The organism is Planococcus notacanthi (assembly GCF_030407825.1).
Taxonomy (GTDB): domain Bacteria; phylum Bacillota; class Bacilli; order Bacillales_A; family Planococcaceae; genus Planococcus; species Planococcus notacanthi.
On the sequence record NZ_JASDCQ010000004.1, the window covers coordinates 173,352 to 191,247 of the forward strand.

A 17,896-nucleotide genomic window follows, 5' to 3' on the forward strand; every position below is an offset into this window, starting at 1 on the left:
AGCTTTCACTCTCCCGCCTTGAAATTGACATTAATGGTTCCGAAGCCGTCAAATGCAGCTGAGAAATGATCCCCCGGTTCGATGTGGACCGCCTGTGTGATGGCCCCACTCAAAACAACTTGGCCTTTTTTGATGAATTGGCCGCGTTTGGCAATTTTATTGGCCATCCAGGCGATGGCACTTGCCGGGTTGCCCATGACGGCAGCCAGTGTGCTGGTTGCCATGACTTCCCCATTTTTCCGGAAGACGATTCCAGTCAGGCTCATATCTACAGCATCCGGTGGCAGCATCTGATTGCCGAGTATGTAGCGGCAGGAAGATGAATTATCCGCCACTGCATCAAGAAGGGTGAATTTAAATGCTTCAAAGCGGCTATCGATCACTTCAAATGCCGGCAGCACATAGGCCGTCGATTGAATGATTTGAGCTGCGGTTATATGAGGGCCTTGAATATCTTCTTTAAAGACAAAAGCGAGTTCTGGTTCCAGCTTGCCGTGGATAAAACGGTCGATCGAATGCGTCTGTCCCTCATCCAGGCTCATGTTTTTCAATAGCACGCCGTATGAAGGTTCATGGACGCCCATCATCTGCTGCTTCGCTTTGCTCGTCAGCCCAAGTTTCCATCCGGAAATCCCGGTCTCTTCTTCGCGGCATTTTTTATCGATCAGGAGCTCCTGGACGTCATAAGCTTTGTCTTCGTCAAAATCCGGAAATTCCGTCGCAAATTGCGGCAAGGTCCGGACATTCTTTTCCGCCTGGAATAAATCTTCTACTGCTTTTTCCAATGATGCTGTTTTCATTTCAAATTGCCTCCATTCGAAAAACTTGCAGATACTGAACCTAAGTGAGCAAATTCAGCAGTAAATGTATCTCCGTCCTCTATCGAAAGAGCGGCTGTAAAAGCACCCGTCAAAATGATTTCACCGGCAAACAATGAAACTTCGTATTCCGACAAGGCATTGGCCAGCCAAGCGATGGCATAAATCGGATTGCCGAGTACAGCAGCTCCGGTAGCCGATTCAAGGTATTTCCCATTCTGGTAAAGGTTCATTCCCAAACAGCTGAGGTCCAACCCTTCGAGTTTTGTCGGTTTTGTCCCCATCACCACCAGAGCTGAAGAGCCGTTATCTGAAACCGTGTCTTCAAAACGGATTTTCCAGTCCTCAATGCGGCTGTCGATGATTTCGATGGCAGGCACGATGTAATCCGTCGCTTCGATAACATCCAGTGCTGTGATATTCGGACCAACAAGATCTTTTTTCAGGACAAAGGCGATTTCACATTCCACTTTTGGCTGCAACAAGCTTTCGAGCGGTACCGTGTCCCTATCCGCGTACATCATCGTGTCGAATAGATGGCCATAATCCGGCTGATTGACACCGAACATGGATTGGATCGCCTTGCTCGTGGCACCGATTTTCTTTCCGACGACACGTGCGCCCTGCGCTTTTTTCTGTTCTACATAATTCAGTTGAATCTGATAGGCATCCGGCAAGGAAATCGCTGGAAATCGTTCAGTGAATGGTGCAATGGGCGTTTTTGTTCGTTCGGCTCTGATTAATTCATTTGCAAGCTGTTCAACAACAACCATATCTGCACTCCTTTCTTCTAGGGAAAAAGCCGTCAACGAAAACTCATCAACGGCGCTTTTTCATTTAACTAATTCTTTTTGCTGCAATTCAAGCGCTACATCCAAAATCCAGTCTTCCTGGCCAGCAACTGCACCGCGGCGTCCCAACTCTTCAATGATTGCTACTGGATTGATATTGAAATGGGCAGCTGCTTCTCGCACATGAAGCAGGAAGCTGTTGTAGACTCCAGCATAGCCTGACGCCAGGTTATCCCGATCGATGACGTTCGGATATTGAAATACGGGTGCAACTAGCTCTTCTGCTGTATCCATCAGAATCGTCAAGTTGATGCCTGTATCGATTTTCATTTTATTCAATACCGCGACCAATACTTCAGTCGGCGCATTGCCCACGCCGGCGCCAAGCCCGCGCAGTGTTCCATCTATTTGGTCAGCTCCCGCTTCTAATGCAGCAACCGTATTGCCTATAGCCAGCCCTAAGTTATTATGGGCATGGAAGCCAACGTTAATGGACAAAGCATCTTTTAATGCCGAAACCCGTTCACGGACGCTTTCGGGAACCAAGGCTCCTGCGGAATCCACCACGTAGACACAGTCTGCGCCATAGCTTTCCATCAGTTTTGCCTGCTTAGCCAATGCTTCGGGCGGTTGGGTATGGCTCATCATCAGAAATCCGACCGTGCCAAGCCCGCTCTTTTTCGCTTGTTCAAAATATTGTTGGGAAACATCCGCTTCTGTGCAATGCACAGCGACACGCAAAATATCAACTCCGTATTCAGCGGCTTTTAGGATTTCCGGACGCGTGCCAATGCCCGGTACAAATAGCGATGCAACCTTCGAATCCTTCTTATTGGCGACTGCCTGTTCTATCAACAGCCATTCGTCATGAGTCGAGAATCCCTGCTGGATCGTAGAACCTCCAAGACCTGAGCCATGGCTGACTTCAATGACAGGCACCTTGGCTTCTGCCAAACGGTTGACGATTTGGCCTACAAACTCCGGAGTAAAGGAATGGCTGACTGCATGGGAGCCGTCCCGTAATGTTGTGTCAGTTACGATTGGCGTCTTCATGCAATCACGCCTCCTTTCTTCAATAAATGGCTGGCAAACTGTTCCCCGACCTGCTGGGCTGCTGCCGTCATGATATCCAGATTCCCCGCATAGTTCGGGAAGAAATCGCCGGCACCTTCTACTTCATTCATGATAATGACAGTTGGCAGTTCGCCCCATGGCGTGTGGCGGACGTCGATATACGGTTTTCCTTTCAACCGGTATCCCGGTACATAACGCTGGACTTCAGCAACGACTTCATTAATCGAAGCAACCACTGCCGCTTCGTCTGTTTCTTCCTGAAGCACTGCATAGACCGTATTATTCATCATGATCGGCGGTTCCGCAGAGTTAATGACCGGTATGGCACGCGCTGTTTCCGCTCCACCGATTTTCTGGCAGGCATTGGCCGTAGTCATCGTAAATTCATCAAGATTCTGTCGGGTTCCCGGGCCAACGGAAACACTGGAAATCGTTGCGATGATTTCGCTGTATTTTACAGGCGCTATCCGGTTTACCGCATAGACGAGCGGCGTTGTCGCCTGGCCGCTGCAGGAAATCATATTGACATTATCCAGCTCCAAATGGTCTCCGAGATTGATTGCTGGAACCACATATGGTCCGACTGCTGCCGGCGTCAAGTCGACAGCGATGATGCCAGCTTCTTTCAATCGCGGCGCATGGGCTATGTGAGCCTTTGCACTGGTGGCATCAAAAACGATGCGGATGCCTTCAGTATTCAGAACACCTTCTATGCCTTCGGCAGTCGTTGGGATATTAAGCTCTTCCGCACGCTTCAAGCCTTCTGATTCCGGATCGATACCGGCCATTAAAGCCAATTCCATCGCACCGTCCGTCTTGAGGATTTTATACATCAAATCTGTTCCGATATTCCCTGATCCCAATATGGCTACTTTGATTTTATCCATGAGTACCTCCTATTATTCAGCGGCTACTTTTACTGGAACGGTTGCTGGTGCGGGCGTGCCATAATTCCAGAACGAATCCGGGAATACCGCGCCAATCCACGTATCACCGTTGCCGGGAACGTCTTCCATTTCCCAAGTAAGTGTTTTCCAATCCGGATCAAAAATTAAATAACCGGCATCTCCGAACAATTCGACGCGATTTCCGCTTGGCTCGTAAACGTACATACAGAAAGCCTGGCTGACGCCGTGTTTATTCGGCGGAATTTCAATAAAGTAATCATGGTCCTTAAGCAGATCCGCTACATCGTAAAGATTTTGGGGAATGCCGTACCAATAGCAGACATGATGCAATTTCCCTTTGGCTCCAGTCGGCTCTTGCATAAAGGCGATTTCATGCACCAGGTTGGAAACGCTGTTCCACGTGCCGATAACGTGGTCATTGTCCACAATCTGTTCACGGACCTTAAAGCCAAGTGTTTCCACCATGAAGTTCGTGTCCGCTGCTGGATTGCTCGACATCAAGTTGATGTGGTCCAAGCGGCGTACAGGAACACCGTGTTTTGGACGTTTCTGGCTTCTCGACATCAGTTTCGAATGCTTGTCCTCATGGCAATCGTAGTATTCGACTTCCCAGAAAACCTCCATTTTGTGGCCATCTGGTGTTGTAAACTGATAGGCTGGGCCGTGGCCATATTCTTCATTTGCCCACCCAATGCCTTGTCCGCTTTCCTCTAACGCTTTGACGCGGCGTTCCAAAGCCTGCGGTGAAGTCGTGCGCCAAGCTACGTGGCCAAGACCCGCTTCTTCTCCTTCCGTCACGATCAAGGAATATTTATAGTTATCTTCATAGGCTCTTAAATACGTTTTGTGATCCACCTGATCTACTATTTCCATCCCAAGCATGTCTGTGTAAAATGCAACCGTTTCTTTTGGTGTCGGCGATAGCACTTCCACATGGGCAATCTGTGCAACATCAAAAATGGGTTCTTTAAACTGGTTTGTCAATTCGCTTGTCATCTTTATTTCCTCCCTTTTTTAAAGGACCGCGTATTGCGGATCCAGTTCTGCATATTTGCCGCATGTAAACAGTAAGGGCTCACCGTCTTGTGTCACCATTTTTTCGACTTTGCCGATAAAGATGGTATGGTCACCCGCTAAAATTTCCTGTTCGACTTCGCAAACAATCTGGACGAGTGCATCCTTGATCATCGGAAAGCCAGTAGCTACATCAAACCGGAAGGCTTCATCACTTGGAATTTGCCCTGCAAACTGTTTCGAAATATCCAATTGATCTTTAGATAAGACATTGACGCCGAAGCGACCGCTCGCTTTGATCAATTGGAGCGTCTGTGCTTTTTCGCCGATGGAGACGGCAACCAGTGCCGGATCAAGAGAAATCGACATGAAGCCATTGGCTGTCATTCCGTGGAAGACACCTTCCACGTCTGTTGAAATCACGGTTACCCCGGTTGCGAATTTGCCCATTGCGTTACGGAATTCTCGACTATCCATTAAGACCCCTCCTCAAGTTGTAGGAACTTTTTCTTTCCAGACGGCATTCGTCCAACCGTTCAAGTCATAATCGCTCATTGCTTCATCCACCAATGCTTTAAACGAGTCCGCGTTGCCTGAACCGAACGAGTGGTACATGGCTTCCAGGCGAATATTCTCGTGATTTCCTGCATAGTTCACTTCATATAACTCATGGCGTCCGCCGAACTCACTGCCTATTGAATCCCAGACCATTTTCAATAATTTGACGCGATCTTCAGCTGTAATCCCGGTGCCTTTGTAGTATTGATCCAAATAAGGACGAATCTCCGGGTTCAGGAAATCCGCAGCACTTGATGGCAGCTGAATCAAACCGCCGGCAACCACCTGTTCGAAAATCTTTTTGACTTTGGTCCATACTTCCGGTGCGAGTACCCGGTAAGCGCTGGCAGCCACGCCGTTTGGAATGGCGACACCGTTGCGCCCAATATCCGGATTCATTGCCATTGAGTCCGACAAGCTCCAAATCATGTTGCGCAAAGCGACGACTTCTCCGATATTTGCTTGTACACCACGGAACTGATGCGTTCCTGATGCTTCAGTCGCTTTCATCAACAGACCTGTCATGAAATCGAGCTTGACCCCTAAGCGGGCACAGCCATGGAAACTGAAACGGTTAACGAAATGCGTTTCAGCGACAAAGCTATTGGATACTTCAACGTTGTTATACGCCAGGATGTTTTCCCATGGAATGAATACATTGTCCAAAACAATGACTGCATCGTTTTCATCAAATCGGCTGGATAATGGATAATCAAACGGTGTACCATTAGTTTTAGCCTGCAGTTCGTAAGATTGGCGGCTGATCATCTTCAAGCCCGGTGCATTCATCGGTACCAGGAAAATCAACGCATGGCTGATGTCTCCGCCTCCAAGTTCTTTCGGGCCGTAGTTGGCCACGAAGTTGTAGTTTGTCAAAGCCGCTGCTGTCCCCACCATTTTGGCACCGCTTACAACAATTCCGTCTTCACGTTCTTCAACTGCCCGAACGAACACTTCCTTGTTTTCATGCAATGATTTGGAGCGGTCCATCTGCGGATTGATGACTGTGTGATTGACGAAAGGCAGCTCTTTTGAAGCTTTTTTGTACCAGGCCTTAGCGTTTTCTTCATAACCTACATAAAAATCCGAATAGGCCTCAAGATGGCCCAGAAAGGAGGCCTTGTAATCCGGCGTTCTTCCCATAAAACCAAAGTTCAGTTTCGACCATTCAACAATGGCATCCCGGGCACCGACCAGATCTTCTGCTGTACGTGGAGTCTTAAAGAATTTGTGTGTGCGGTCGCCGTGTTCAGTAATCGTTGTCAGCACATCCTGTTTCTCAGGATCGTGCAACGCATCGTACATCCGTGCATATGACAAAGCTGAGTTCCGATAAGCTGGATGAGTTGTTACATCATCAATTTTTTCTCCATTGAGGTACACCACACGCCCATCACGCAAACTTTCAAGATATTGTTCTCCCGTTAACATACAATCACTCCAATTCATTTTTGGGTTCTTAATGTAGGCCATACATTTGTTCAAACTATACAACTGAATGTAAACGCTATCAATGACACCAACTGCTGATAAAGAATGAATGGACTGACACAAGTTGTCTGAAAAATTAATTTTCTTAAATTGTAAAGAGTTAGACGAAAAGGGGCTGTCCCAAAAGGTCATGAAAAATGACTTTTGGTGACAGCCCTTTTGTCGTTCCTGAAAGACCCGGCAAATGCCCATTGCGGCGGACGCGTTCCGCGGGCACGACTTCTGCCGCTTCCCTCGCTGCGCTCAGTCCAGTGGCTCCAGCAAGCGCTGGAGTCGCCGCCTCCATTCCCATCAGCCAGCTGTTCTCAGAAAACGTATTCCCCCATCAAAAAACAGCCGGGGAAAAAGGCTTTCTTTCTCTCCGGCTGTTTTATTTTAGAGACTTATAGGACAGCCCCTTCTTTGCTATTGCAATGTATCGATGCTTGCTTCCTCAAATTCATAAATCACTTGATCAATTTCTCCAGTATAAGAAAACTCTTCTAACTCTGCATAAGCTTCGCTGACTGGATAATATAAGTCTTGTCCTATGTCCAAGCCTTCGAAAGAAGTTTTGAAAGGCAGAGTTGTCATTTCTCCTTGACCTGCCGATTCTTTATTAACCAATAAGTTTCCGATTCCTTGATTGTTTCCAGTCTTTTCGTAACTAAACTGCACCTCTATTTCTCCAGCTACCAGCTCTTTTTCAGAGACAATTCGATAACGTACAGTTCCTGCATTGTATTCGTATACAAGTTTGTTGTCTTTGATGTAAAGCGTATATCCACTCTTGTCATTGCCAAGTGCAAGGAGGACTCCTTCATCTTCAGCAGAATGCGTAATCGGAATGGTGATATCGTATGAACGATTGGTAGTAAGCGGAGCAGCAGACTCACTTAAATGGCTCATTTCCGGATAGAAAACAAATGTTTTCCGCGCTCTTAAATTATCGGGCGGCAAATTTGCTATGGCATTTAAGAAATGATCTGTTAACGGATAAACATTATTCTCTTTGGCTTCTTTTTCCCATAGCTTAACAAGCTGCTTCACTTTCTTCGGGTGCTTGTCTGCTACATTATTCAATTCAGTAAAATCTTTTTCCATCTCATACAATTCCCATACATCATCCTCGAATGGCTGGCCTTTTGTGTGAACGGCTATGGCTTTCCAGCCTTCATGATAAATCATCCGATTTCCACTCATTTCAAAATGCTGTGTTTTCTTTTTCGTAACGGCCTTGGCATCATTAAACGTTTCGACAAAGCTCGTTCCTGTCACTGGCATTTGTTTTACTCCATTTAATGTTTTCGGCGGCGTTATTTCCAACGCATCATAAACTGAAGCAGTGATATCACTAATATGCACAAATTGATCACGGATTTCGCCTTTTGCAGTTATTTCATTCGGCCAATGAACAATCATGGGCGTGCGGATTCCACCGGCATAAGTGCTGTTTTTATACTTTCCAAATGGAGTATTGCTGACTTGAGCCCACCCTGCTGGATAATCACTGCTGGTGGATTCTCCACCTATAAGGTCAACTTTTTTTTCAACATCTTCAAAACTCTCTGTTAAAGTGTTATAAGCAATTGATTGATTCGTCGAGCCATTTTCACCGCCAATAGAACTGGCCCCATTATCAGAAATCAACACTATAAGGGTATTATCCAATTTCTCTGTTTCTTCCAATGTGTCCAGTAGTTTGCCGATTTGTTCGTCAGTATGAGTTAAAAATCCAGCATATGTTTCTTGAAAGCGTGTGTATACAGCTTTCTTTTCTTCAGTCAATTCATCCCATGGAATTACACCAAGATTGGAAGGAGCTAATTTTGCCTCTTCCGGAATGATTCCCAGTTCTTTCTGCTTTTCGAAACGCTGTTCCCTAATAACATCCCATCCTTCGTCATATGCACCATCATAAGCGTCAATGTATTCCTGCGGCACCTGGTGAGGCATATGTTGAGCACCAAAAGCCAAGTTTAGGAAAAAGGGCTGATCGGGTCTGACCGATACTTGGTCCACTATATACTGCTGAGCTTTTTCTACAATGTCTTCGGAGTAATGATAACCTTCCTCTTCAACCCATGGCAGTAAACTGTTATCCTCTGTCATCTCCGGTCTGTATTGATCCGAAGAATCTTCCAGATTTCCATAATACCGGTCGAATCCTTTGCCAAGAGGCCAGTTATCAAAAGGTCCGGCTGGTGTCAGCTCAGTAGTAGGCGCGAGATGCCATTTTCCAAGGCCATAATTGATGTATCCGTTCTCTCCAAGAACTTCGGCGATTGTTCCGGCTTCGGGCACAATCGCTCCTCTGCGATTTGGATATTCTTCTCCAAAATCAAAGTTCGCCACTTGCCCCATCCCTACGGCATGATTATTCCGTCCAGTGAGCATCGATGCCCTTGAAGGAGAACAGACAGGTGTGGCATGAAAATTGTTATATCGCAAGCCATTTTCAGCTAAACGATCGATATTCGGTGTTTTTATTTCCGAACCATAACTTCCGAAATCCGAGTATCCTGTATCATCCATTACAATATAAATAACATTTGTATCCGCCTTGCTGGCCGAAACAGGCTGGACCTTTTGTTTCGTCGGAGATGATTGAACGGTTGTTTCCGTAGAACAGCCGGCAAGAGTGAATGCAGAAGCCATTAGAGCCACCGTGCTAAATACAGAAAGTTTTGTGAGATAACTGGAAAACACCTTTTTCTCTCCCATTGTACTCCTCCTCAAATATATCTTTTTAAAAATAAGTTAAGCTTCTGTTACGCATCGGAATCCAATATTTCCAGTCGAACTATCTGGCGTATTTGAGGTACGCGCAGCGACTCGATAACGATTGCAGTAAGATTCATGACATAAATAAGAGCCTCCCCGCATGACTTTCTCAAGTCCTTTATCTGGTCCGGTCGGATTGTATCGCCCTCCTCTTTTGTTGACGTTTTTGACGAACCAATCCGAACACCATTCCCAGACGTTTCCGGACATATTAAAAAGACCGTAACCGTTTGGTTCATAAGAACTGACTGGCGCAGTTCCTGAATAACCGTCTTCTGCAGTATTGGATTTTGGGAAGTCACCTTGCCAAATATTGCAGCGATGTTTTCCTTCAGGTGTCAGTTCGTCCCCCCACACATATTTTTTCTGTTCAATGCCGCCCCTTGCAGCGAATTCCCATTCTGCTTCAGTCGGCAGCCGCTTGTTTGCCCACTTGCAATATGCTTTGGCGTCGTTCCACGAAATCTGGATGACGGGGTGGTCCAGCCGATATTCTATACCTGTTCCTGGCCCTTCCGGAGATCTCCAATTTGCCCCTTCTACAACAATCCACCACGGCGTCTGCTGCACTTTTTGACTTATTTTTTTCAGTATGGCTTCAGGAAGAAAAAGATGGAAAACGAATGACCAGCCATACCTTTCTGCTTCTGTAACGTAAGCGGTATCCTCAACAAACTCTTTAAAGTCCTGGTTGCTGACAGCATATTTGTCCATGTAAAAAGGCTTTAGCGATACTTTGTGGATGGGTCCTTCACCGTCGGCTGGAAACCCGTCCGTATCTTCAGTTCCCATAAGAAACTGTCCGCCAGGTATAAAGGCCATGTCTTCTTTTGATACCGTTTTTCCAGTCATCGAAGGTACTTCGATATCTTCAGTTTTTTGATTTGAATTTTTCTCTACTGCCATTCTTTTTGCTGCACAGCAGCTTTTGGCCTGTTCTGCCTGCATTGGATGCACCTCCGAATGTTAACGCTTACACTTTAATCCAGAATCCATTTAAAGAAGTCGAGTTGATCCTGAGCCTGCCGTAAAGACTTTTTTTCGCTTATGTACATCTCCCTCCAGACCGTTATATAGTTATTACTCTTATTAATAATCCATGTTAATTTTTCAGCGTATAAATAACACCGACTACACTGGCTAATTTACATGAAAATTCAGACAATATAAGCTCTTTAAATTTTTCCTTAACTATGATTCAGTACTTAATTCCTACCAAAGTTTAAATAGTGAACTAGCATATAAACAAAACGGCCGCGCCGGCGTTGAGAGAAATCTCTAAAGATATGGAGCAAAATAGCGTAGACCATCTCGCTATCACAGCCTAGCCTTAAAAACCGTGCTCCTTCGTGCCGCGCACTACGTCGCAAAGACATTGTCCTTGCAAGCTACGGATAATGTCTTCACAGTTATTTTGCGGAATATCGACTATATTGCATTATTACTTCAATTTACATAGCAATAAAAATCTTTTAAGAAGATTGAAATAAGTTGGTGAACTCAAAACAAAAAAGCTATCCAAAGCGGCGAACCGCTTTGAACAGCTTAATTTAGTACTATTTTGTTTGGCTAAAGCAGGAAGTGAAAGTTAAATATTCTCCACTTCAACCGGCTTCTTCTTATTCAAACGCTCAGGCTCATCCATAGTCTCCATAATGGCTTCGCCTTCAACGTCGATGTTCGGAAGAAGTTTATCCAGCCATTTCGGCAAGTACCATGCGGCGTCTCCCAAAAGGATCATAACAGCCGGCACGATCATCATCCGAACAATAAATGCATCAAACAATACACCGAATGCAAGCGCCATGCCCATCACTTTGACCATCGGGTCCGAAGCCATCATGAAGCCAGTAAATACGGCAATCATAATCAGTCCCGCAGCAGTGACTACGCCGCCACTGTCCCGCAGTCCAGCAAGTACAGCTTTTCGCGCGTTGCCGGAATGGGTATATTCTTCACGCATGCGGCTGACCAGGAACATCTCATAGTCCATTGCCAGGCCGAACAAAATACCCACTACAATAATCGGCAGGAAGTTCAGCACCGGTCCTGCTGCTGCAAAACCGAACAGTTCATGATAATTGCCGTCTTGAATCACCCATGTCACAAATCCGAGAGTGGCACCGAGTGACAGCACAAATCCAAGCACCGCTTTCAATGGCACCAGGATCGAACGGAAGACGATCATGAATAAGATAAACGCCAAACCGATGATCAATGCCGCAAAAACCGGCAGAGCTTCACTGAGTTTATCGGAAATATCGATATTCGCGGCAGTCGTTCCCGTAACCAATAATTCCATGCCGTCTTTTTCATATTCCGCAGAAGCACTGCGGATTTCATTCACCAAATCCTTGGTTTCCGAGTCATTTGGCCCTGTTACCGGATACAGCTGGATAACCGCCATATCACCGGCTTCTTTCGGAATGACATTGGCAATGTAATTGACATTGTCCATCCCCGAAATGTCCTGCTGCAAAGTTTCGAGCTTCGACATCACTTCGCCGTCTTCATCTGTCGCTTTCGCCACAACAACGAGTTGAGCATGATAGCCTTCACCATATGCTTCTTTCAATAAATCATACGCTTGCCGTTCGTTGGTATCTTCACCGTAGAAACCGTCATCCGGCAAGCCCAGTTCCATATTGAAAAACGGAATTGAAATCACACCGAGGACCAGCGTACCTGCAAGTGCAACAACTACCGGGAATTTATTAATCAATTTCGCCCAGCCGTTCATGTACTTCCCGGATAATTTCACCCGCTCTGCAAAACCTTCACCCAATGTTCTCTTGCGGTCAACCGGCGGTGTCATGCGACTGCCGAATAAAGAAATAACAGCCGGTACAACCGTAATGGCCACGATGATGGCAATGAATACACAAAGTGCACCCGTAAAGCCCATCATGGCAAGGAACGGAATTTGCGGAATCGCTAAACCAATCAGTGCAATGACGACCGTCAAGCCGGCAAACACGACCGCGCTTCCTGCCGTACCGTTGGCAATTGCAATCGCCTGGTTAACGGAATAGCCTCTTGCATACTCCTGGCGGAAACGCGAAAGGATGAATAACGCATAATCGATTCCCACTGCCAGTCCAAGCATCGCTGCAAGCGACAAACAGACTGTTGAAATCGATGTGAAATTCGTCCCGAAGACAATTCCGAGAAGCCCGATCACCAAGCCCACTCCGGCGGTTACGATCGGCATTCCTGCAACCAGCAGTGAACCGAAAGTAAAGAATAAAATAATAAACGCTGCCATGACACCCAGGACTTCTGTCGCGAATTCCATTTTGAATGGATTTACTTCGACGTCACCGGATAATTCCGTCTGGATTCCAGCGTCTTCAGTAATTTGGATCGCCTCTTGAACCCGGTCAATCGAATCCTGTGAGACCTCTACTGCGACTGAATCGTAGGAAACCATCGCAAATGCAATCGTTTGATCGGCGTTATAGTTCTGCAGCATTTCCGGCGTATAAATCATCTCCACCGCTTTGTCTGACTGAACTTCCGCGACTACTTCGCTAAGCTTTTCCTGTACATCCGGATCCAGCAATGTTTTTCCTTCAGGTGCCTTAAAGACCATGTGAATCTGTCCACCGGCATTCCCTACTTCCGGAAATTCTTCTTTCAATAATTCAATGGTGTCCTGAGAAGAAGTACCAGGGATCGATAAATCCTCATCAAATTCAAATCCAAACCCCAATACAAGGCCGCCCATGACGAGAAGCAAGGCCACAGCTGCGAAAATAACAGCCTTTGCGTGCCGGATCGACCATTGGCCCAATCTATATAAATACTTTGCCATCAACAAAAACTCCTTCCAATTCTCCTATTATAAAGCAGGAAGAAGTCTAGTATTCACCAAAAAAAGTCAGCTTTATGACAAATTAAACCAGCGCTTAATTCGGAATAAAAACGTAGCCTATAGTCTGATTTGTGTTTATCATCACTTTATTTGACTGACGGTTTTACAAGCAACGCAAGGTAAACAGCCATGGCGTTATGGAATTTCCGGATATCGATTCCTGTGTTTTCTGTAAAACGATCGAGCCGGTATTGAAGGCTGTTTCGGTGAAGATGCAAAGCTTTCGCCGTTTCCGATATATTCAAATTGCATCGTGTAAACACTTCAATCATTCTCAGGGTTTCTTCATCATCTGTATAACTTTGCAAAATCATTTCACGAATCCCTCGAGCTTGTTCTTTTCCCGTTTGGTCAATCAGCAAATAAGGAACAGCGTCACTAAAATTCGCCACAGCCTTATTGGAATTGGAAAAAATGGATTTTGCGGCCGACAGCATGAATGAATAGTAATGAGACGCATTTTCCATCGTTTCCTTGAACGGTCCGACCAGAAAATTGATTTTTATATACAAGTCACTCATCAAGACATCGATGATTTCTTCATAACGAATCGCTTCTTTCCCCAAAGATCCATATTCCACAAGGATTCCTTCGTGTCCATTCTCCCAAAGAATCGGTACTTTTTCCGGAAACAAATCGTGGATGGCGTCTTTGAATACACCGGGGCTGATTTGGTTTTTCTTAATTGAAAAATAGACAAAGCGATAAGGACTCCCGGCTTCTACGCTTTCCGCTCCGGCAGGCTCTTCCGAATCGATCATTTTTCTCCACTTCTGCTCTTCGCTTGTTTGGACCGGAAATTCATGATGATACGGCTTCAGAAAGGCAGCTACTACCGATAAATCCCTCGAAGTCATTTGGCTTTTAGGAATTCCGACGATTTCACTGTTGTCTGTCATGAACCAGTGATGACTGAAATCCAAGTCCTGGTTGCCCTCCTCATTCAGGATCAATGAAGGGTAAATTTTCTTCAGGTTTTCAATCATACAAACACTTCTTTCTCCAAAAAGATTCATTGACGGTTCGAATAGCATTTACATAGAAGAAAAAGAATACGTCGTTTCCGATTTGAATTCTTCATCAGCGTTCAAGACAGCAGATGAAAAGTGAGGATGGCGCACCGAATCCGGTGGCCCTTGCGTTTCAAGGCATAGCCCCAGATAGTCTTGTGCTTCTGTTCCTTTGATTGAGTAGGGTCCGCCCACACCATTTCCCGTGTATAAAACCACTGCAGGTTCAGTTGTCTCTACCCGCAGTTTTCGGCCACTTTCTCTATCCGCCAATTCGATCGCCGGCTGTTCGCCGCTATTTAATAGAAACGGATGATCATAACCATTTCCCGCAAGTTCGGTCTGCGGATGTTCCGCTGTTGTTGCTGCCCGTATGCTTCTCCCGTTGCGGAAATCGAAAAGCTCATCCTCATCCACGGAAACCAGCGTCCCCGTCGGCAGCAACGCTTTATCCAACTCCAAGTATTGATCACTGTTCATCGTCAATTCATGATCCAGGATGGTCCGTTTGAAATTCCCGCTCAGATTAAAATACGAATGGTTGGTGACATTCAATAAGGTGGTCTTGTCTGATTTACCCGAATAGGAAATGGTCAGCTGGTTGCTGTCGTTTTTGAGAATATAACGAACGGCCATGGATAAATTGCCCGGGAATCCTTCTTCGCTGTCCGGGCTGAAATACGTGAATTCAATGATTGCTTCTTCTTCATTTTTGATGACTTTTGAATTCCAGACCACAGAATGAAAACCTTTCGGGCCTCCATGCAAATGCTGGCCATTGGAATTTTGGGCTACTTGATAAACAGTTTCTCCAATTGTAAAAGTTCCTTCTTTTATCCGTCCAGCAAAACGTCCAACCATCGCGCCAAAATAATGCGGATTGTTTTCGTATTCATCGAATGTGTCAAAACCCAACACGACATTTCCCAACTTTCCATCACGATCCGGAACCAGCATTTCAGTGATGATGCAGCCGTAATTCATGCAGGATACCTGAAATCCTTGGTCATTTTTTACTGTATATAATGTGATGTCCTCATTATCTTTACGCCCCACTACTTGTTCTCTGACTTCCATTTTCTGTTCCACCCTTCACATCTTTGTAGTTATGATTTTATCTTTTTGCGTTCATTCAAAAATATCCACCAACAACAGTGTGATGGCGCCGATCAATGTGGCGTCGTCTCCCAATTTGGAGACCTCCACTGTTGTCTGGCTTGCTGAAGGCGTCAAAGCAGATGCTCTGATGGTTTCACGTATTGCCGGCAAAATGAACTTCTCCGCTTTGGAGACACCGCCACCCAAGACAATCTTTTCTGGATTAACGATATGAACCAAATTGGTCAAACCGACGCCCATCGCTTTTCCGGCTTCTGTGAGGATCGCAGCAAAATCATCGTTCCCCTGGATAGCCAGTTCATACACATCCTCTGCTGTAAGAGAATCTGTCGATGTTTTGCCAGCCACTTTTCGAGTGATCGCCGGCCCAGTAACAAATGTTTGAAGGCATCCTTGATTTCCACACTCGCATATCTCTCCATGCAGATCGATGGTCATGTGGCCGATTTCTCCTGCTATATCCGAAGAACCGTGATACAGTTTCCCCTCAATGATAAGGCCGGCTCCAACCCCTCTGCCGATATTGACGGCCAGCATGCTCTCCAGTTCTCCGTGATTTCCGAACCAGTATTCTCCCAAAGCCATGGCGCGGGCATCGTTTTCTACTTTTACTTCCAAACCAAATGCCTTTTCCAATTCTTCTTTGATCGGAATATCGGACAATCCGAGATTCGGTGCATATAAGGAAACACCTGCTGCAACATCCACCACTCCGTGCATGGCCACACCGATGCCGATGACTTTATCTTGCGTTTCCGACATCCCTTGCAAACAGTCGGCAATGCCCTGTTTGATGGCATCCATGAATTGCTGGTTGTTGATCGGCAGCTGCAATTTCGTTTCTGACCGTTTCAGCTTCCTGCCTGCAAGATCTGCCACAATGCATTCGATGCTTTCGGGTCCCGCATCCACACCAATAATATAGAATGCCTCGTTGTTGATGACGAGCATCGTCGGTTTCCGCCCGCCCAGCGACTGGCCCACATCGCTCTCTTCCACCATTTTCTGTTCAATCAATTCTTTAACGTTGCTGCTGACTGTGGGAGGCGTCAAATTTGTCTCCCGTGCAATCTGCGCTCTCGATATCGGCCCATCTTTTCTTATTTTATTGAGGATCATCGATTTGTTCACCGATTTCATCCATTGAAAGGTACCTTGGCGCATTGTAACTCCTCCGTTTTTATCATGCTGATATCATTTGTAACTGCTTTCAATCTTATTATTGAATAGTTTAACAAATTACTTTATACTCGTGTTAATTAAATTAATTTATAAAGTATTGGAGGAATTTCATGAATCAGCATGACTTGTCTCGGACGTTCCACGAAATCTTCGGAACAGCTCCTACTAAACCGCGTTTCTTTTTTGCACCTGGCCGCATCAATTTGATCGGGGAACATACCGATTACAATGGCGGCCACGTATTTCCCGCCGCCATTTCTTTTGGCACTTATGCCGTCGCCCGACAACGTGCGGACCAAAAACTGCATTTTTACTCGATGAATTTCCCGGAACGCGGAAAAATTGAGTGCAATCTGGCTGACTTATCCTATAATCCGGATCATGACTGGGCAAACTTTCCAAAAGGCATGATCTATTATTTTATTAAAAACGGTTATTCAATTTCTCATGGAATGGATATTCTGTTTTACGGAGATATTCCGAACGGTGCCGGCCTCTCCTCCTCCGCTTCAATAGAAATGGCGACAGGCGTGGTACTTGAGGGGTTATTCGATTTGGAGATCGATCGCTTGCATATGATTCAAATGGGGCAACATGTTGAAAATCAGTATATCGGCGTAAACAGCGGCATCATGGATCAGTTTGCGATCGGCAAAGGAAAAAAAGACTGTGCGATTTTATTGGATTGCCAAACGCTTGAGTTTCACTATGCTCCAGTCGAATTAAAAGATCATGAAATTGTCATCATCAACTCCAATAAACAACGGACATTGGCTGCTTCAAAATACAACGAGCGCCGCGCTGAATGTGAAGAAGCACTGGCTGACTTGCGTACCGAATTGCCAATCGGCAGTTTAGGCGAGTTGACATCCGAAAAGTTTGAGCAGTACAAACACTTGATCACCAACGACATCCATCGCAAACGGGCCAAGCACGCCGTCTATGAAAATGAACGGACCTTGCTTGCGCTTCAAGAACTTGAAAAAGGCCATCTTGAAGCGTTTGGGCAATTGATGAATGCGTCCCATGTGTCTCTTCGTGACGATTACGAAGTCACTGGCGCGGAGCTCGATCAGATTGCAGAAACAGCATGGAACCACCCTGGAGTTATTGGAGCACGAATGACGGGAGCTGGATTTGGCGGATGCGCCATTGCCATCGTTCATCAGACGCAAATTGAACATTTTAAGGAGAAGTTGTCGGAAACCTACAGCGAAGAATTCGGATACCCTCCTTCCTTTTACGAAGCAAAAATTTCGGACGGTGCCAAAGAACTTGCAGAGGAGTTTTGAAC

At 45.8% G+C, this 17,896-nt stretch carries 15 protein-coding genes; 1 reads left to right on the forward strand and 14 read right to left on the reverse strand.

The window, feature by feature from the left end; genetic code table 11:
• Window positions 1–5: 5 nt before the first annotated feature.
• The 14 genes from QMA01_RS14255 to QMA01_RS14320 all read right to left on the reverse strand — a co-directional run bounded on the left by QMA01_RS14255 (window position 6) and on the right by QMA01_RS14320 (window position 16,584).
• Window positions 6–800, reverse strand: a complete 795-nt coding sequence (locus tag QMA01_RS14255) for a 2-keto-4-pentenoate hydratase (protein WP_290185599.1) — start codon at window positions 798–800, stop codon at window positions 6–8.
• Window positions 797–1,591, reverse strand: coding sequence for a 2-keto-4-pentenoate hydratase (locus QMA01_RS14260; RefSeq protein WP_290215283.1), 795 nt, complete (start codon window positions 1,589–1,591; stop codon window positions 797–799). The genes QMA01_RS14255 and QMA01_RS14260 overlap by 4 nt, the downstream gene beginning before the upstream one ends.
• Window positions 1,592–1,651: 60 nt before the next feature.
• Entirely contained in the window at window positions 1,652–2,662 is a 1,011-nt protein-coding gene (gene dmpG / locus QMA01_RS14265; RefSeq protein WP_290215284.1) for a 4-hydroxy-2-oxovalerate aldolase, read from the reverse strand.
• Window positions 2,659–3,570 carry an acetaldehyde dehydrogenase (acetylating) gene (locus QMA01_RS14270; protein ID WP_290185596.1) on the reverse strand — a complete coding sequence of 304 codons (912 nt, stop codon included), beginning with the start codon at window positions 3,568–3,570 and terminating at the stop codon, window positions 2,659–2,661. Before QMA01_RS14270 ends, dmpG begins: the two co-directional genes overlap by 4 nt.
• 12 nt (window positions 3,571–3,582) lie before the next feature.
• Entirely contained in the window at window positions 3,583–4,587 is a 1,005-nt protein-coding gene (locus QMA01_RS14275) for a catechol 2,3-dioxygenase (protein WP_290215285.1), read from the reverse strand.
• 18 nt (window positions 4,588–4,605) lie between these two features.
• Entirely contained in the window at window positions 4,606–5,082 is a 477-nt protein-coding gene (locus QMA01_RS14280) for a flavin reductase family protein (protein WP_191716231.1), read from the reverse strand.
• A gap of 12 nt (window positions 5,083–5,094) precedes the next feature.
• On the reverse strand, window positions 5,095–6,594 hold the full coding sequence (locus tag QMA01_RS14285) for a 4-hydroxyphenylacetate 3-hydroxylase family protein (RefSeq protein ID WP_191716232.1): 1,500 nt from the start codon (window positions 6,592–6,594) through the stop codon (window positions 5,095–5,097).
• Between the two features lie 160 nt (window positions 6,595–6,754).
• The gene (locus QMA01_RS14290; protein WP_290215286.1) at window positions 6,755–6,940 is read right to left on the reverse strand and encodes a hypothetical protein; all 186 of its coding nucleotides are present in this window, start codon (window positions 6,938–6,940) and stop codon (window positions 6,755–6,757) included.
• Window positions 6,941–7,059: 119 nt separating this feature from the next.
• Complete coding sequence (locus QMA01_RS14295) at window positions 7,060–9,357, reverse strand: arylsulfatase (protein WP_290215287.1); 2,298 nt, start codon at window positions 9,355–9,357, stop codon at window positions 7,060–7,062.
• A 36-nt stretch (window positions 9,358–9,393) separates the two neighbouring features.
• Window positions 9,394–10,365, reverse strand: coding sequence for a formylglycine-generating enzyme family protein (locus QMA01_RS14300; protein WP_290215288.1), 972 nt, complete (start codon window positions 10,363–10,365; stop codon window positions 9,394–9,396).
• Between the two features lie 640 nt (window positions 10,366–11,005).
• Entirely contained in the window at window positions 11,006–13,231 is a 2,226-nt protein-coding gene (locus QMA01_RS14305; RefSeq protein WP_290215289.1) for an MMPL family transporter, read from the reverse strand.
• Between the two features lie 146 nt (window positions 13,232–13,377).
• Entirely contained in the window at window positions 13,378–14,277 is a 900-nt protein-coding gene (locus QMA01_RS14310; protein ID WP_290215290.1) for a PucR family transcriptional regulator, read from the reverse strand.
• A 48-nt stretch (window positions 14,278–14,325) separates the two neighbouring features.
• Window positions 14,326–15,378, reverse strand: coding sequence for an aldose epimerase family protein (locus QMA01_RS14315; protein ID WP_290215291.1), 1,053 nt, complete (start codon window positions 15,376–15,378; stop codon window positions 14,326–14,328).
• A 51-nt stretch (window positions 15,379–15,429) separates the two neighbouring features.
• Window positions 15,430–16,584 carry an ROK family transcriptional regulator gene (locus QMA01_RS14320; protein ID WP_290215292.1) on the reverse strand — a complete coding sequence of 385 codons (1,155 nt, stop codon included), beginning with the start codon at window positions 16,582–16,584 and terminating at the stop codon, window positions 15,430–15,432.
• Between the two features lie 128 nt (window positions 16,585–16,712).
• Here QMA01_RS14320 and QMA01_RS14325 point away from each other — a divergent pair, with 128 nt between their 5' ends.
• Window positions 16,713–17,894, forward strand: coding sequence for a galactokinase (locus QMA01_RS14325; protein ID WP_290185790.1), 1,182 nt, complete (start codon window positions 16,713–16,715; stop codon window positions 17,892–17,894).
• Window positions 17,895–17,896: the final 2 nt, after the last annotated feature.

Bases quoted from the DNA above. Each gene is read 5' to 3' on its own strand.
- QMA01_RS14255 (WP_290185599.1), bottom strand. From the start codon at position 800: ATGAAAACAGCATCATTGGAAAAAGCAGTAGAAGATTTATTCCAGGCG.
- QMA01_RS14260 (WP_290215283.1), bottom strand. From the start codon at position 1,591: ATGGTTGTTGTTGAACAGCTTGCAAATGAATTAATCAGAGCCGAACGA.
- dmpG (WP_290215284.1), bottom strand. From the start codon at position 2,662: ATGAAGACGCCAATCGTAACTGACACAACATTACGGGACGGCTCCCAT.
- QMA01_RS14270 (WP_290185596.1), bottom strand. From the start codon at position 3,570: ATGGATAAAATCAAAGTAGCCATATTGGGATCAGGGAATATCGGAACA.
- QMA01_RS14275 (WP_290215285.1), bottom strand. From the start codon at position 4,587: ATGACAAGCGAATTGACAAACCAGTTTAAAGAACCCATTTTTGATGTT.
- QMA01_RS14280 (WP_191716231.1), bottom strand. From the start codon at position 5,082: ATGGATAGTCGAGAATTCCGTAACGCAATGGGCAAATTCGCAACCGGG.
- QMA01_RS14285 (WP_191716232.1), bottom strand. From the start codon at position 6,594: ATGTTAACGGGAGAACAATATCTTGAAAGTTTGCGTGATGGGCGTGTG.
- QMA01_RS14290 (WP_290215286.1), bottom strand. From the start codon at position 6,940: ATGGAGGCGGCGACTCCAGCGCTTGCTGGAGCCACTGGACTGAGCGCA.
- QMA01_RS14295 (WP_290215287.1), bottom strand. From the start codon at position 9,357: ATGGGAGAGAAAAAGGTGTTTTCCAGTTATCTCACAAAACTTTCTGTA.
- QMA01_RS14300 (WP_290215288.1), bottom strand. From the start codon at position 10,365: ATGCAGGCAGAACAGGCCAAAAGCTGCTGTGCAGCAAAAAGAATGGCA.
- QMA01_RS14305 (WP_290215289.1), bottom strand. From the start codon at position 13,231: ATGGCAAAGTATTTATATAGATTGGGCCAATGGTCGATCCGGCACGCA.
- QMA01_RS14310 (WP_290215290.1), bottom strand. From the start codon at position 14,277: ATGATTGAAAACCTGAAGAAAATTTACCCTTCATTGATCCTGAATGAG.
- QMA01_RS14315 (WP_290215291.1), bottom strand. From the start codon at position 15,378: ATGGAAGTCAGAGAACAAGTAGTGGGGCGTAAAGATAATGAGGACATC.
- QMA01_RS14320 (WP_290215292.1), bottom strand. From the start codon at position 16,584: ATGCGCCAAGGTACCTTTCAATGGATGAAATCGGTGAACAAATCGATG.
- QMA01_RS14325 (WP_290185790.1), top strand. From the start codon at position 16,713: ATGAATCAGCATGACTTGTCTCGGACGTTCCACGAAATCTTCGGAACA.